The sequence below is a fragment of the Neobacillus sp. B4I6 genome, from assembly GCF_050434045.1.
GTDB lineage: Bacteria > Bacillota > Bacilli > Bacillales > Cytobacillaceae > Neobacillus.
In genome coordinates this window covers 4978726-4994215 of sequence record NZ_JBNPWB010000002.1, presented here as the reverse complement: position 1 = coordinate 4994215, position 15490 = coordinate 4978726, and the positions used below count along the sequence as shown (strand labels likewise).

At 40.2% G+C, this 15490-nt stretch carries 15 protein-coding genes; 13 read left to right on the top strand and 2 right to left on the bottom strand.

Going from position 1 to position 15490, the window contains the following annotated elements:
- Window positions 1-179 precede the first annotated feature (179 nt).
- The 7 genes from QF028_RS26790 (at window position 180) to QF028_RS26760 (ending at window position 7883) form a co-directional block, all read left to right on the top strand.
- Entirely contained in the window at window positions 180-1253 is a 1074-nt protein-coding gene (locus tag QF028_RS26790; RefSeq protein ID WP_369449230.1) for a D-alanine--D-alanine ligase, read from the top strand.
- Window positions 1254-1356: 103 nt separating this feature from the next.
- Window positions 1357-2736 carry a UDP-N-acetylmuramoyl-tripeptide--D-alanyl-D-alanine ligase gene (locus tag QF028_RS26785; protein ID WP_429470423.1) on the top strand — a complete coding sequence of 460 codons (1380 nt, stop codon included), beginning with the start codon at window positions 1357-1359 and terminating at the stop codon, window positions 2734-2736.
- 591 nt (window positions 2737-3327) lie between these two features.
- On the top strand, window positions 3328-4824 hold the full coding sequence (locus QF028_RS26780; RefSeq protein ID WP_410889069.1) for a DEAD/DEAH box helicase: 1497 nt from the start codon (window positions 3328-3330) through the stop codon (window positions 4822-4824).
- Window positions 4825-4916: 92 nt separating this feature from the next.
- Complete coding sequence (uvsE, locus tag QF028_RS26775; RefSeq protein WP_429470420.1) at window positions 4917-5882, top strand: UV DNA damage repair endonuclease UvsE; 966 nt, start codon at window positions 4917-4919, stop codon at window positions 5880-5882.
- Between the two features lie 72 nt (window positions 5883-5954).
- Window positions 5955-6431 carry a PH domain-containing protein gene (locus QF028_RS26770; protein ID WP_429470418.1) on the top strand — a complete coding sequence of 159 codons (477 nt, stop codon included), beginning with the start codon at window positions 5955-5957 and terminating at the stop codon, window positions 6429-6431.
- Entirely contained in the window at window positions 6421-7359 is a 939-nt protein-coding gene (locus tag QF028_RS26765; RefSeq protein ID WP_429470416.1) for a PH domain-containing protein, read from the top strand. The genes QF028_RS26770 and QF028_RS26765 overlap by 11 nt, the downstream gene beginning before the upstream one ends.
- Window positions 7356-7883 carry a PH domain-containing protein gene (locus tag QF028_RS26760; protein WP_429470414.1) on the top strand — a complete coding sequence of 176 codons (528 nt, stop codon included), beginning with the start codon at window positions 7356-7358 and terminating at the stop codon, window positions 7881-7883. The genes QF028_RS26765 and QF028_RS26760 overlap by 4 nt, the downstream gene beginning before the upstream one ends.
- Before the next feature lie 210 nt (window positions 7884-8093).
- On the opposite strand, the gene QF028_RS26755 is transcribed toward QF028_RS26760, so the two are convergent.
- Window positions 8094-8819 (bottom strand): rhomboid family intramembrane serine protease, encoded by a 726-nt coding sequence (locus QF028_RS26755; RefSeq protein WP_429470412.1) that lies wholly within the window; start codon window positions 8817-8819, stop codon window positions 8094-8096.
- A 104-nt stretch (window positions 8820-8923) separates the two neighbouring features.
- Here QF028_RS26755 and acpS point away from each other — a divergent pair, with 104 nt between their 5' ends.
- The 6 genes from acpS to QF028_RS26725 all read left to right on the top strand — a co-directional run bounded on the left by acpS (window position 8924) and on the right by QF028_RS26725 (window position 15035).
- Window positions 8924-9274 carry a holo-ACP synthase gene (gene acpS / locus QF028_RS26750; RefSeq protein WP_215006442.1) on the top strand — a complete coding sequence of 117 codons (351 nt, stop codon included), beginning with the start codon at window positions 8924-8926 and terminating at the stop codon, window positions 9272-9274.
- A gap of 194 nt (window positions 9275-9468) precedes the next feature.
- Window positions 9469-10482 (top strand): LolA family protein, encoded by a 1014-nt coding sequence (locus tag QF028_RS26745; RefSeq protein WP_429470410.1) that lies wholly within the window; start codon window positions 9469-9471, stop codon window positions 10480-10482.
- A 124-nt stretch (window positions 10483-10606) separates the two neighbouring features.
- On the top strand, window positions 10607-11770 hold the full coding sequence (gene alr, locus QF028_RS26740) for an alanine racemase (protein ID WP_429470408.1): 1164 nt from the start codon (window positions 10607-10609) through the stop codon (window positions 11768-11770).
- 271 nt (window positions 11771-12041) lie between these two features.
- Window positions 12042-12323, top strand: a complete 282-nt coding sequence (locus tag QF028_RS26735; RefSeq protein WP_066097189.1) for a CopG family ribbon-helix-helix protein — start codon at window positions 12042-12044, stop codon at window positions 12321-12323.
- A gap of 4 nt (window positions 12324-12327) precedes the next feature.
- On the top strand, window positions 12328-12678 hold the full coding sequence (gene ndoA / locus QF028_RS26730; RefSeq protein ID WP_007083556.1) for a type II toxin-antitoxin system endoribonuclease NdoA: 351 nt from the start codon (window positions 12328-12330) through the stop codon (window positions 12676-12678).
- A gap of 182 nt (window positions 12679-12860) precedes the next feature.
- Window positions 12861-15035, top strand: coding sequence for a Tex family protein (locus tag QF028_RS26725; RefSeq protein WP_429470405.1), 2175 nt, complete (start codon window positions 12861-12863; stop codon window positions 15033-15035).
- A gap of 249 nt (window positions 15036-15284) precedes the next feature.
- Here QF028_RS26725 and cmpA read toward each other — a convergent pair whose 3' ends face one another.
- A complete protein-coding gene (cmpA, locus tag QF028_RS26720) occupies window positions 15285-15398 on the bottom strand; it encodes a cortex morphogenetic protein CmpA (RefSeq protein WP_088085061.1) in 114 nt (37 codons plus the stop codon).
- Window positions 15399-15490 lie beyond the last annotated feature (92 nt).

The window sequence follows — 15490 nt, the reverse complement described above, 5'->3', positions numbered from 1 at the left end:
TTAGGATAAACGAGAATAAGAAAATTGACAATTTAACCAGCTCTAGTTTTTAAGCAAGCTATGGCCATCATAAAATATTCAGTAGGAAAAAACATATAAAAAATTGGTGGACTACATTTCCTTTCTTTTTAAAATAAGTGTTAAAATATAACCGTGAATGAGAAAATGGAGGTTTTCGTATGAAAACAAAATTAGGTTTATTATATGGAGGAAAATCAGCCGAACACCAGGTGTCTCTGCAGACAGCACTGGCTGTCATTCGAGCGTTAGACCTTGAAAAATTTGAAATTCATCCTATTTACATAAATACAGAAGGAAAATGGATTAAAGGACCGCAGTTAAGTGAACCGGTTGAAAACGTGAAGGCGCTTGAATTTGCAGAGGGGAATCAATTATCGCCTTTATCGCTCGCACCCGCACTTTTCCAAGCTGAGAAGCAGGAAACACTTGATGTCATCTTTCCGTTGCTCCACGGACCAAACGGGGAAGATGGAACCGTACAAGGATTATTAGAACTATTAAACCTGCCATACGTCGGCAATGGAGTGCTAGCTTCAGCAGCAGGAATGGATAAGGTTATGATGAAAAATGTATTTGCACAGGCAGGGCTTGCTCAAGTAAACTATGTTGCCTTTATTAAAAGTGAATGGGAGAAAGCAAAAGCAGAGGCTTATAGCAAGGTCGAAACAGAACTTGGCTATCCTTGCTTTGTAAAGCCCGCAAACCTTGGTTCCAGTGTCGGAATCAGTAAATGTACAAATCGTGCGGAATTAGAAACCGCTTTTGCCGAAGCTTTTCAATTTGACCGCAAAGTCATCATTGAAGAAGGCGTCGTTGCTCGTGAAATCGAGGTGGCGGTTCTTGGGAATGATGAGCCTGAATGTTCGGTTGCAGGTGAAATTGTACCGAAAAAGGATTTCTATGATTATAAAGCGAAATATGAGAGCGGGGATACAGCGCTGATCATCCCTGCTGACATAACAGACGAAGAATCACAACAAATTAAACAAATGGCAATCCAAGCTTTTAAATCTTTAGATTGTTCTGGTTTGGTCCGTGCCGATTTCTTCTTAACAAAAGATGGAAGAGCGCTAATTAATGAGGTAAATACAATGCCAGGCTTCACCCCATTTAGTATGTTCCCGCTCTTGTGGAAGCACACAGGCTTAGAGTATCCACAATTGATTGAGCGGCTTGTAAGTCTTGCGAAAGAAAGACATGCAGAGAAACAACAGATAAAGTTTACTTTCTAAAAAACGGAGACACGGCTGTAGCTGCCGTGTCAGTTTTTATTTAATAAAGCGGAATATCCGATTAGCGGAGTCCCAAGATTATTTTAGAAAAAGGAGGATATCAATGATAAAACGATCGTTAAAACAGATTGCTGAAATGGTTTCTGCTCTAAATGATATGAGTACGTTTGCTGAAACGATAATCACGGGTGTTTCCATTGATTCCCGTAAGATTGAAAATGGTAACCTGTTTATTCCTTTTAAAGGAGAGGTTTCAGACGGACATAAATATGTCGAAGAATCCATCAGTAAAGGTGCAGCTGCGGCCCTTTGGCAAAAGGATGTCCCGAACCCGCCTACCCATTTACCTATTTTGATTGTCGATAATTGCCTCGTGGCCTTACAGGAATTAGCAAGAAACTACCGGCAGCAATTAGACGTAAAAGTGGTCGGTATCACTGGAAGTAATGGGAAAACGACGACAAAGGATATGACTGCCGGCATTCTTGCCACAAATTATAAGGTTCAAAAGACAGAAGGAAATTATAATAATCATATTGGTCTTCCATTAACGGTTTTAGGATTACACGAAGACACTGAAATTGCCGTCCTTGAAATGGGAATGAGCGGCAGGGGTGAAATTGAATTCCTAACGAAGCTTGCCTGCCCGGATGCTGTAGTGATTACCAATATTGGTGAATCACATCTTCTCGACCTCGGTTCAAGGGAGGGAATCGCGGAAGCGAAACTTGAAATTCTCCAAGGGTTAAAAGAAGGGGGACTTGCTGTCCTCCATGGCGATGAACCACTGCTGATGGAACGAATTCAACAACATAAAGTTAATGTACAGGTTAAAACATTCGGCAGAAATGAAACAAATAATCTATATCCAACCGATATTACTCAGTTAGAGAATGGGAATCGTTTCAACATCAACGCTTCAAAGACTACATTCGAACTTCCAGTATTAGGAACGCATAATATTTTAAATGCACTTGCCTCGATGTTGATTGCTAACTATTTTTCAATCCCTTTCGAAAAAATGAATGAGGGGTTAGCTAGTATAAAGTTAACGAATATGCGTATGGAGTTAGTAGAAGGGGATCAAGGCGAAAAAATAATTAACGATGCTTATAATGCAAGTCCCACTTCCATGATGGCGGCGATCGAATTAGTTTCCAATCTTAAGGGGTATGATCGAAAAATCCTTATCTTAGGGGACATGTTAGAGCTTGGCCCACAGCAAGAACAGTATCATCAGCAAATTGGAACTGCTTTAAACCGTGATAAAGTCGATCTTCTGTTTACCTATGGAAACTTAGGGGGGCATATTGCAAACTCAGCCCGAACTGTTTTGGGAGAAGAAAGAGTGTTTGCTTTTACAGAAAAAGCACCACTTATTCAAGAATTAAAGCGGCATGTAAATAAAAATACTTTAATCCTTGTTAAAGCATCAAGAGGTATGAAATTAGAGGAAATCGTAACGGCTTTGCAAAAAAAATAAAAGAAATTAAAACTGACGAATTAATGAATGATTTAAGCTTGATAAAAGAAAAATAACTGAGACCCCCCTTGTGTGGAGAAGTTGCCCTTCTTATCGAGTATTGGACAATTTGATGAAGTAATAGGATCGGTTTGAACCTGTAACAAACTTGTCTTTATTGCAAAATACTAGCAACAGTGGTATGATATTCATCAACGTGTCTAAAGAACGATTATTAAAGGGCATACTCCTTGAGGGAGCATGTTTTTTTTTGGTAAAATAAAGATGTTACCTATTTACGGCATTTTGATGCGTGTCCGCTCAAGCGCCAAGGGAACCGAGCCGTTTCGGTCCTGCCTAAGATGAAGTATAAAAATCCACTGCCATCATGTGATAAAATTAAAATTTATTTTATCCGTGATGAACTTTAAACCTACTTGATCAAAGATGAAAGATAACCTATAGCATTTTTATTAATTCAAAATAGGACTTCACTTGGGCCCTCAAGCGCTTTTCGCCTCTAAGAGCAGGCGCTTCCGCTTTTCTGAGTATCAGGCGAAAATATTCAGCACTTAAAAAATATTTTCACATAGATGAAGGAGAATGAAAACATTGACAAAGTTTGAAGAATTAGGTCTAAGTCAGGCCACGTTACAATCCGTCCTCAAAATGGGTTTTGAGGAGGCAACACCAATTCAGTCAGAAACTATTCCATTGGGGCTAAAAGGTATTGATTTGATCGGGCAAGCTCAAACAGGAACTGGTAAAACAGCTGCATTTGGGATTCCATTGATTGAAAAAGTCGATATTAGTGCGGATGCAATCCAAGGTATCATTATTGCGCCAACTCGTGAACTTGCGATTCAAGTATCAGAAGAACTATATAAACTTGGTTCAGGCAAAAGAGTTCGCGTATTGCCAATATATGGCGGGCAGGATATCAGCCGTCAGATTCGCTCATTAAAGAAAGCACCACATATCATTGTGGGTACTCCAGGCCGTGTATTAGATCATATCAACAGAAAAACGATGCGCCTCGAAACAGTAAACACAGTGATTCTTGATGAAGCAGATGAAATGTTAAACATGGGATTCATTGAAGATATTGAATCGATTCTTGCTTCAACACCAGCAGAACGTCAAACATTACTTTTCTCTGCAACCATGCCAGGGCCAATTCAAAGAATGGCAGAAAAGTTCATGAAGGATCCGCAAATTATTCGTGTCAAAACGAAAGAAATGACCGTTCCTTCAATTGAACAGTATTACCTTGAAGTAGTGGAAAGAAATAAGTTTGATGTATTAACAAGACTTCTTGATATTCAATCCCCTGAACTAGCGATTGTTTTTGGTCGTACAAAGCGCCGTGTCGATGAATTATCGGAGGCATTAACTTTAAGAGGTTATACGGCAGAAGGTATTCACGGCGATTTAACTCAGGCAAAGCGTATGTCAGTTCTTCGTAAATTTAAAGAAGGAACAATTGACGTGCTTGTAGCAACAGACGTAGCAGCAAGGGGACTTGATATCTCCGGAGTAACTCACGTATACAATTTTGATATCCCTCAAGATCCTGAGAGCTACGTTCACCGTATTGGACGTACAGGTCGTGCCGGTAAAAAGGGTGTAGCTTTAACATTTATTACACCACGTGAAAAATCATATCTTGCTGTCGTGGAAAGAACTACTAGAAGCAAGATGGAAAAAATGAAAGCTCCTACGCTTGATGAAGCTTTAGAAGGTCAACAAAAAGCAGTTGTAGAAAAGATCGTTGCAACGATTGAATCGAACAACTTACATTATTATAAGGCAGCAGCTCAAGAATTGTTGGAAGAAAATGATGCAGCAACTGTTGTCGCAGCTGTGTTGAAAATGTTAACAAAAGAACCGGATACAACACCGGTTAAGCTGACAGAAGAACAGCTTCCACAAAGACGAGAAAGAAAACCCCAAGATCGTGACCGTAGAAGAAGAGATGATTCTAGAGGTTCAGGTTCATACGGCGGGGACCGTAACAGAAAAAAAGCACCAACAAAGCCACGCAGTGGTGAAAAAAGAACTGGCGGTGGCGGTAAGTCAACATCAAAGCCAAGAACTTTTAACCACTAAAATACAAAAGCATGGACGATATCGTTCATGCTTTTTTTATTTGACCAAAAGGGGAACAGTAAACATAAACGCATTCTAGTTGGGGTGATTTTATGACGATTGTAAAACTTGGATATGTTGCAATGAGTGTGGAGCTTCAGAATGCTTCCCCCTCACAAACGATGACATTTGCTCAATTTGAAAAAATAAAAGACCGGGACGCAGCGATTCGGAAATTAGAGAGAATCGCTATATCGAACTTAGAAAATTGCTTGCGGTTATTAAAGCACAATGAGGGTAACCAAATTCATTTTTTCAGGCTAAGTTCGCGGGTCATTCCCCTGGCTAATCATGAGGAATTACTTGACTGGGACTACATCAAACCATTGAAAGAACCACTCAAAAAACTAGCCTATTATATAAAAGAGCACCCTTCAAGGATTGACTTCCATCCAGATCATTTTGTGGTGCTTAATTCACCGAATAAGGATATTTTGATTAATTCCTTAAAGACGCTTTCAATGCATGAAAGACTCCTAAAAGGAATGGAAATTGATACGGAACACCGTTGTGTACTTCATGTCGGTGGAGGGTATAACGATAAGGAGAAAGCCCTGGAATACTTTATTCATAATTGGGCCTATGTTTCCCCTTCAATCCAAAAAATGATTATGCTCGAAAATGATGATACGACATTTACAATGAAGGAGACACTATACCTTTGTGAAAAGTTGGGTCTGCCGATGGTGTTTGATTATCATCATCATCTTGCTAATCATGAAGAGGAAGACTGGACTGCTGATTGGGAGCGGATTGTTGTGACCTGGGCACAGTCTCCTCTGCCAATAAAGATACATATATCCAGTCCGCGCTCCGAAAAGGATTTTAGAGCCCATGCGGACACAATTGACCCGCAAATGTTTCTTCGATTTCTAAATCAAGTTAAGGGAACGGTTCCAGAGATCCACTGTATGATTGAAGCGAAGAAAAAAGATGCGGCGCTTTTTCAGCTGGTAAAGGATTTGCAAGAGTGGGAAGGAGTTACGTGGATCGACCAGTCCAGTTTTATTATCGAATAAGTAGTAGTGCCGTACTCCCCAACCATGTATACTTAAACTGATTTTGAGATTGTGAAGTAGGGGGAGAGATGAATGGTTGAACCGCAAAATCGACTTTCGGAAAAGGCCTTAAAGGTATGGAGAATCTCTGCAGTAATCAAGGTTGTCATAGAATGGTCGATCACAGCTGTTATTGTTTTACTATTAGATATTTTCGATGGTCCCTTCTGGATTTCGCTTACCCTTATTATATTAGGAGTTATTTTTACATTTTTACATATTTTTCTATTTCCTACACTCAGATGGAAATGGTGGAGATATGAAGTTCGGGAGGAAGAAATAGAGCTGCAGGAGGGTTTCTTTATCCGAAGTCGTACCTTAATTCCAATGGTTCGCGTCCAGCATGTAGATACCATCCAAGGACCTATCCTAAGGAAGTACAAATTAGCCTCGGTGATTGTTCATACGGCGGCCACAGCCCATCAAATTCCTGCTTTAGAAGAAACAGAAGCAGAACAATTAAGGCTCAATATATCGAAACTAGCAAGGGTTGCTGAAGATGATGTCTAAACCAAAACGACTTCATCCCATAGCAATTTTGGGATATATGGGTAAAAGAATAAAAAACTTTATTTTTCCAATTGCTGCTTTTACATTTTCGGTTACTCGTGATAGTGGCCGCCCGTTACTCTTCGCCTTGGGTGTGTCCTTAATAGCGATTATTATTATTTTTATCAGCAGTCTCCTCTCATGGTTACGGTATACATACCAATTGGAACAGGATGAACTCCGGATTAAAGATGGGATTTTCATTCGAAAGAAAAGATACATTCCATATGAGCGAATTCAAAGTATCGATCTTTCCGAAGGTATTTTACAACGATTGTTCGGGTTGGTAAAACTCCAAATTGAAACAGCTGGCGGAATGGGAGCAGAAGAAGCGGAAGCCGTCCTTTCTGGGATATCGAAAGAGGAGGCTCTGGTAATCCAGGAATTTACGGCAGCAGCTAAAGGGAACGGGGCAATCGAAGGAAAAGATCTACCTGAGGGTCAATCTGTTTATAAAATTTCCACCGGACAATTATTGATACTTTCCCTAACCTCAGGTGGTGTTGGGGTGGTCATCTCTGCTGTCCTTGCGTTATTAAGTCAAGTGGATGACCTGATTCCCTTTCGAAGATTAGCCAGCGGTATTGAAAAATGGACGGCCCCTAGTCTGATCCTGCTTATTATCCTTGTGGTTATTGGATTTTTCCTGGCATGGGTAATCGCGCTCATTGGTACGATGCTAAAGTATGCTAATTTTACTGTGATCAAAAAAGACAATGATTTAGTTATTACTCAGGGTTTGTTGGAGAGAAGACAAATAACAATTCCGTTGAAGCGGATCCAAGCGATTCGCATCAGTGAAAATATGGTCAGACAACCCTCGGTTATGCGACCGTATATGCGGAAAGTGCTGGCGGGTCATCGGCCAATCATGAAGGTTCTAAAGTGACCCTTTTGCCGATCGTCAAGCTAGATCAGATCGCTTCCATCCTTGAACCGGCCATTACAGATTATCTTGTCCCGACCACCTTTACCCTACTACCGAAACGGTCGATGTGGCGCTATATATTCAGGCACTGGTACATTGCTATTCCGATCGTGATTGTGTCCCTGATATTTTTGAAGACTTGGGGCCTTCTTTCCATCATTCTGCTTGGTGCGATAACGTTTGTGGCTGTTTTAAAATATAAGGCAGCTGGCTGGACACTTGCTGAACAGCAGCTAACGCTAAGATACCGGACGTTAATGATGATTCGAACGACGGTTATAATGAAGAAAAATAAGATTCAAAGCTTGGAAATAAGAGAAAGTTATTTTCAGCAGAAACAAGAATTGGGAACATTCGAAGCCTTTGTGAAATCGGGCGTCGGTGATGCAGGCGGCACTCTTGTTGATATGGAAAAGGGCGATCTAAAGAAAATTTATGATTGGTATTCTAGCGGCAAAGAAAAAAGGATTTGCAGTGAAAGGTAGTTTCGACTGCAAATCCCTGTTATTTCAAATTAAGAAAGTATAAATTTCGACTTTGAAAATTGTCCAGCTCCAGCGCCCTAGCGGCTAGTGTCCTTCGCTCTCCGCCCTACGATAAGTCAACATCGAATCACCTTCGGCTCTTCGTGTTTCCTTTATCTCAGTTGGAGCGCTCCAGGCCATACGCCGCTGAACAGGGCGCTTGCGCTTTTCTTATTGTGCTAGTAATCCGAGAATAGCAATGATAATAATCGACGCCCAAATGATCACTTTCAATGGAGATTGATAGGAGATGCTGCTTTTCTTACTGCTGGCCCAGTTCGCGGTGCCTCGAATCGAATCGGATAAATCTTTTTTATTAAAATAAGGAATCGCCCCCATTAAAAAACCACCAAGTAATCCAAAAAGATGGGCGGTAATATTAATATTTGGCTGTAAGAATGTCATAATAAGACTGACAACACAAAGAGTAAGGATTATTTGCGAGTTTTGCTTGGAAAGCATATGTTTTCGAAACATAATAACCGCCAGGTAATAACCAAACAAACCAAATATCGCTCCACTTGAGCCAACGTGGGTATAGGTGAGCGGCTGGAGCAGCAGTGTGGCGACATTTGCAATAAAACCTGACAGCAGATAGACAAATAAAAATCTGCCGCTTCCAAGCATGCGCTCCAGTGCCGGTCCAAATAACACAAGTGAAAAGCTATTAAACAGCATGTGCGAAAAACCACTATGAATAAAGGTCGGTGTAATCAGCCGCCAATATTCCCCTTCCTTAATATAAAGATTAACTCCAGAAAAATTTTCAAAGAACCAAGAGTTAGGAAAGATGGTTATACTCGTTAAAAGATATAATCCTACATGAATGGTAATAATAATAGAAACAATCGGATAAAGGCGGATAAAATCGCGAAAACTTTCCGTTCTCGTAAACATGATAAAAACCTCCTGAGTTTCACATTAACTATAAATAATCTAATTTCCGTCCTCGTACACTATTACTTATGCTCATTGTATATTAAATAGAAGGAAGATGAACGATGATTAAAGGGATTGGGATCGATATTATTGAACTTTCAAGGATTGAGGACATCCTCAATCGACAAAAGAAGTTTGTGGACCGCGTGTTAACTCCGAATGAGCGGCTAAAATTTGAAGGTTTATCGGCTGTCAGAAAAGTAGAATTTTTAGCAGGGCGCTTTGCAGCGAAAGAAGCGTATTCTAAAGCGAATGGCACAGGTATTGGAGAAGAACTGTCATTTTTAGATATTGAAATAGAAAATGATAGATCCGGAAAACCCTTTTTTGCAAAGCCAGAGAGGCATGCTCATTTATCTATTTCACATAGTAGAGATTACGCCGTTGCGCATGTAATTATTGAAGAAATTTAGAGCATATAAATTTTTGTAAAAATAAATAGCTTGGCAACTCCTTATCATATTCCTTTAGGTTGTCTCATATATTCATAGGGAAACAGGAGAGACAAGGTCAGCTATGGTCATTTTGGAAAGCAAACTCCATTGCCTGACCCCTGCCTTTCTCTTCTCTATAATCATATGAAATGAGACAAGAAGGGGTTGAAGGAATGAGGAAAAAGTTATTGCTGCTAATCACGGGGCTCATGGTCATTTTTGTACTAGCGGCCTGCGGTTCTAAATCACAAGGTGATGTGGTAAAAGAGCTAACGGGAAAACTAGATGACTTAAGTGGCTATAAGGTGAATGCAAAAATGACGTTGAAAATGGGATCTGATTCACAAATTTATAAGGTTGAAATTTGGCATAAAGATCCTACCTTTTATCGCGTGAATTTGAAAAATGCTCAAAAAGACCAAAGTCAAATGATATTAAGGAATAACGAAGGGGTATTTGTTCTTACACCTGCTCTAAATAAGAGCTTCCGCTTCCAAAGCGATTGGCCGCAAAATAGCAGCCAGGCCTACTTGTATGAATCGCTGATTAAGGATATTGTTGCCGATAAAAGTGCAAAATTCTCCACCACTAAAGAATATTATGTATTCGAAACGAAGACCCGCTATCAAAACAATACAATGCTGCCATTCCAAGAAATCAAATTGAATAAAAGTGATTTATCACCTGCTGTGGTAAAAGTAATGGATCCGGATCGAAATGCCCTTGTAACTGTTGAGTTTTCCAAAGTGAAATTTAATGCCAGCTTTGACAAGGATGATTTCGATATGAAGAAAAACATGACACGTGCGCAGCTTAATTTGCCTGCTATGGCAGATGGCGGCGATGATGCCTTTACCGTTATGTATCCAACTACAGAACTTAAAGGGACAAAATTGATTGAGGAAAAAGAAGTGGCGCTAGAAGATGGCAAGAGGGTTGTCCTCACCTATGATGGCAAAAAATCGTTCACGCTTGTCCAGGAAAAGGTAACAGCAAAAACAGCGTCTGCGAATCCAACCTATATTGAAGGTGATATTGTCGACTTAGGTATGACGATCGGAGCAGTTTCGGAACACTCCCTCTCTTGGTCGCATAATGGTGTGGATTACATGATTGCATCGAAAAACCTAACGAAGGAAGAAATGATTGAAGTTGCAGCATCTGTCCAAGGTGAAGCAGTAAAATAAATATTGATACTAGCAGGCTCTTTACAGGGCCTGTTTTTATTTGTAAATGAAAGTAAACAGCAGTATGATAATTTTTGTGATAAAATGGAATGATATTTAATTAAAGCTATTAGGAAGTGGAAACATGGAAGAGCAAGGTTTTTTTTATAGAGATACATGGGCGGAAATAGATTTAGATTGTATTCTTGCCAATGTAGCCTCCGTCAAAAATCATTTGCCTCAAGACGTGAATATGATCGCAGTTGTCAAAGCAAATGCATATGGCCACGGGGATATTCAAGTGGCAGAAACAGCCCTTGAAGCAGGTGCAGCCTATTTAGCAGTTGCTTTTATGGATGAAGCGATAGCCTTAAGAAAGAAAGGAATTACTGCTCCTATTCTTGTCTTGGGTGCTGCACGTCCTGAAGATGTTCAAGTGGCAGCGAAATTTAATATTACCCTTACCGTTTTCCAGAAGGAATGGCTGCAAGATGCCATAAAACATCTTAAGACAGAAGATCGAATTTCTTTTCATATCAAAGTAGATACAGGGATGGGGAGGATTGGTGTTCGCAGCTTACTAGAGTTAACTGCAATCGAACAAATCATCTCCGAAAATGACCAATTTATATTGGAAGGGATTTATACACACTTTGCTACGGCTGATGAACTGGATGAAACCTATTTTCGTCAGCAATTAGCGTTATTTGACAGTATGGCCAATGGGCTAAAAGAACAACCGAAGTATATCCACTCAAGCAATAGTGCTGCTGCACTAAGATATCCTAGCGCTTATTTTAATGCCGTTCGGATTGGCATTGCAATGTATGGCCTGACACCTTCACTTGAAATGGAAAGTGAAATTCCTTTTCCGCTCCGGGAAGCATTTTCACTCAGGTCACGACTTGTCCATGTAAAGAAGTTGCAAAAGGGCGAAAAAGTGAGCTATGGGGCAACGTATGAAACCGGTGAAGAAGAGTGGATTGGGACCATTCCGATTGGTTATGCAGACGGCTGGATTCGCAAACTGCAAGGCCAAGAGGTGCTTGTTAAGGGAACGAGGTTGCCGATTGTCGGTCGAATCTGTATGGATCAATGTATGATTCGTCTCCCATATCATGTTCCAATTGGGACCACCGTAACATTAATCGGCGGGGACGAGGATCAGTTTATTTCCGTTAATGAAATCGCCCAAAAGCTTGACACAATTAATTATGAAGTTCCATGTATCATTGCAAATCGAGTTCCGCGCCTTTATAAAAAGGGTGGGAAAATTGTCGATTTAAAAAATTACCTTCTTGAAGATTAATGGGCTAAATGAAGATTTCCAGTCATATTTATGATATTGCGGTAATTTGTGCATAAAAGAGTGTTTTATTGGCTTATAATACAGTAGTATTATAAATAGTCTATGCAATAAGTTCGATAAGTGTTATTATTGTATATGGTACAGATAGATAAGTGAAACTCACTGTATGAAACAGACTTTGGGTCGACTCATGTAGTGTGTTGAATTTATGCGTCAGAAGGAATTCTGGTTAGATAAAAATGGTGTGTAGTGATGGTGGAGGTGTATGTTTGTGGCTGAGTCAGGCGCAACTACGGAAATCTTAGTGAAGTTACCGCAACATCTTTTAACGGAATTAGATGGTTTTGTTAAACAAGAAAATGTAAACCGCAGCGAGTTTATCTACCAAGCAACAAAAATGTATTTACGCGAACGAAAAAAGAGACAAATTCGCGAGTCGATGAGACGTGGATACATGGAAATGGCAAAGATAAATCTTAGAATTGCATCAGAAGCATTTTTAGCAGAATATGAGGCAGAACACACAGTTGAACGTCTTGTAAGCGGAGGATAATCCTTTGATAGTCAAACGTGGTGACGTTTATTTCGCGGACCTATCCCCAGTTGTTGGTTCTGAACAAGGCGGCGTCCGACCTGTACTTGTCATCCAAAACGACATCGGGAATCGGTTTAGTCCCACAGTGATTGTTGCAGCGATTACAGCTCAAATTCAAAAAGCCAAGCTTCCTACTCATGTAGAAATTGATGCGAAGCGCTACGGATTTGAACGAGACTCGGTCATTCTGTTAGAGCAAATTCGTACAATTGATAAGCAGCGGTTAACCGATAAAATCACCCATCTCGATGACGAAATGATGGAAAAAGTGGATGAAGCCTTGCAGGTTAGCCTGGGTCTCATCGAATTTTAATTTAAAGCACGCTCTTTTTAGGAAGAGCGTTTTTTCATACATATCCTGACCTCATTTTCTACTTCTGCTTAGGCGAGCTCATATGCTCGCCTATTTTTTTTGAATAAATTGCAGAAGGCACTTTAATGAAACGGTCTAATGATTCTGATACAATAGAATGAAAAGGAATGGAGGATTGTTTTGTGAATGATACAATCGTAAAAGATGATCAATTGTTAAAGAAAATTGCAGCTGAACTGACAATATCTCATAAACAAGTACAAAGTGTTATTTCATTATTAGATGAAGGCAATACAGTTCCTTTTATTGCTCGATATCGGAAAGAAATGACAGGAGCGCTTGATGAAGTACAGATTCGCAATATTTTAGAACGCTGGCAGTATATCCAAAACCTTGAGCATAGAAAAGAAGAGGTTATTCGAATCATTGCTGAACAAGGGAAACTAACAGATGAACTTAACCAGGCGATTACCAAAGCCGAAAAGCTTCAAGAGGTTGAAGACTTATACAGGCCATATAAACAAAAAAGACGGACAAAAGCGACGATTGCAAAAGAAAAAGGCTTGGAACCTTTAGCAGAGTGGCTGCTGACTTTTACAAAAGAAAGTGTGGAAGAAAAAGCAAAACAATTTTTATCAGAAGAAAAAGAAGTCCTTACGGTTGAGGATGCGATTGCAGGCGCGAAAGACATTATTGCGGAATGGGTTTCTGATGATGCTGAAAGCCGTAAATGGATTCGTAAAGAAACGTTTAAATCCGGTGCAGTTGTATCGGTGGTCAAAGAAGCGGAAAAAGACGAGAAAAACGTTTACGAAATGTACTATGAATATGAAGAACCTGTAAATAAAATTGTTCCGCATCGAATTCTCGCTTTAAATCGCGGTGAAAAAGAGGACATTTTAAGAGTTTCGATTAAAATGAATGCCGATTTAATCCTGTCATATTTGTCGAGAAAATGGATCCGTGTCCAGCACTCACCATCAGCACCCATTGTGTTAGAAGCGATGGAAGATAGCTACAAAAGATTAATTCAGCCTTCCATTGAGCGGGAAATCCGCAATGAATTAACGGATAAGGGTGAAGAGCAAGCCATACATATATTCTCTGAAAACCTTCGTAACTTACTTTTACAGCCACCGTTGAAAGGCAAAGTCGTCATCGGTGTCGACCCTGCCTACAGGACAGGCTGTAAATTAGCAGTCGTAGATGAAACAGGTAAGGTGCTGAAGATAGATGTGATCTATCCCCACCCACCGGTTAACAAAGCCAAGGAAGCGCGCGAAAAGTTTATTCACATCCTCCGCGAGTATAAAGTTGAAATGGCGGCCATCGGAAATGGCACAGCCTCAAGGGAAACAGAACAGTTTGTCGCAGATATCTTAAAAGAAATGGATGAAGAGATTTTCTATTTAATTGTCAATGAAGCAGGGGCCAGTGTCTATTCTGCTTCGGAATTAGCCAGAGAAGAGTTTCCGAATCTGCAGGTAGAAGAAAGAAGTGCAGCCTCTATTGCACGCCGGTTGCAGGATCCATTAGCGGAATTGGTCAAAATTGACCCAAAATCGGTTGGTGTCGGTCAATACCAGCATGATGTTTCCCAGAAACGTCTGTCAGAATCGTTGCATTTTGTGGTTGAAACAGCCGTTAACAGGGTCGGTGTAAATGTGAATACTGCTTCTCCATCACTTTTACAGTATGTAGCGGGGCTTAACAAGACTGCTGCAAATAATATTGTCAAAAAGCGTGAAGAGGAAGGGAAATTTACGAGCAGGGTTCAATTAAAGAAAGTACCTCGTCTTGGTGCAAAAACCTATGAGCAGGCGATAGGGTTCTTGCGCGTATTAGATGGCAAGCAGCCGCTTGACCGAACAGGGATTCATCCGGAAAATTACGACGAAGTGAAGAAATTATTAGCGAGTCTAGGATTTACAACTGATGACCTTGGTTCGGATGAGTTAATAACTGCTCTTAATGGGATTGATTTAAAAGCTGTTTCAGAAGAACTTGCTATCGGGGAATTAACCCTAAAGGATATTATTGATGCGTTGGTAAGGCCGGAACGCGATCCGCGCGATGATTTACCACGCCCTCTTTTGAAAAAAGATGTCCTTAAGTTAGAGGATTTACAAGCAGGTATGGAGCTGCAAGGTACGGTTCGGAATGTTGTGGACTTCGGTGCATTTGTTGATATCGGCGTTAAGCAGGACGGGCTTGTGCATATTTCCAAACTAAGCAATAGATTTGTAAAGCATCCATTAGACATTGTGTCAGTAGGGGATGTAGTCACTGTATGGGTGGATTCCGTTGATATGAAAAAAGGCCGGGTTGCATTAACAATGCTGGCGCCTTCGAACTAGTTGGAAGTAACGGGTTCCTGTAATAATATTATCACCATTAAAGAAGACCATTTCGCAAAGCGAGTTGGTCTTCTTTTTTATTTTTGTCCCAATCAATTAACTCTTAGAAATAATTATTAGATGTGAAGGGAAAGGGTCTCATAAATGTTCGTGAGGACAGAAATAGGAAGGGAATGGTGTAAGTTGTCCTCATGAGGTGTTCATGAGGACAAAAAAAGGAAGAGAAGTGCATAAATTGTCCTCATGAACTTAAGAGAAGTGTTTTTTTCTGTAAAAGAACCAGCACTGGTTTAGCATCTTGATCTGATAGCGATCCTTCTCATAGAAAGCTCTTTTCATTTGGTTTTGCAACCAAGTTGGCATAATAAAACCTCCCGAAAAGTACATCATTATTAAAGGTATATACAATATATGCTATAATAGGTTGTCATGTTCGCAAAGAAAGTGAGGGTCCC

Coding starts and splice junctions, on each gene's coding strand:
- alr (WP_429470408.1), top strand. CDS start 10,607: ATGGAAGAGCAAGGTTTTTTTTATAGAGATACATGGGCGGAAATAGAT.
- cmpA (WP_088085061.1), bottom strand. CDS start 15,398: ATGCCAACTTGGTTGCAAAACCAAATGAAAAGAGCTTTCTATGAGAAG.
- QF028_RS26790 (WP_369449230.1), top strand. CDS start 180: ATGAAAACAAAATTAGGTTTATTATATGGAGGAAAATCAGCCGAACAC.
- acpS (WP_215006442.1), top strand. CDS start 8,924: ATGATTAAAGGGATTGGGATCGATATTATTGAACTTTCAAGGATTGAG.
- QF028_RS26785 (WP_429470423.1), top strand. CDS start 1,357: ATGATAAAACGATCGTTAAAACAGATTGCTGAAATGGTTTCTGCTCTA.
- QF028_RS26770 (WP_429470418.1), top strand. CDS start 5,955: ATGGTTGAACCGCAAAATCGACTTTCGGAAAAGGCCTTAAAGGTATGG.
- uvsE (WP_429470420.1), top strand. CDS start 4,917: ATGACGATTGTAAAACTTGGATATGTTGCAATGAGTGTGGAGCTTCAG.
- QF028_RS26765 (WP_429470416.1), top strand. CDS start 6,421: ATGATGTCTAAACCAAAACGACTTCATCCCATAGCAATTTTGGGATAT.
- QF028_RS26755 (WP_429470412.1), bottom strand. CDS start 8,819: ATGTTTACGAGAACGGAAAGTTTTCGCGATTTTATCCGCCTTTATCCG.
- QF028_RS26745 (WP_429470410.1), top strand. CDS start 9,469: ATGAGGAAAAAGTTATTGCTGCTAATCACGGGGCTCATGGTCATTTTT.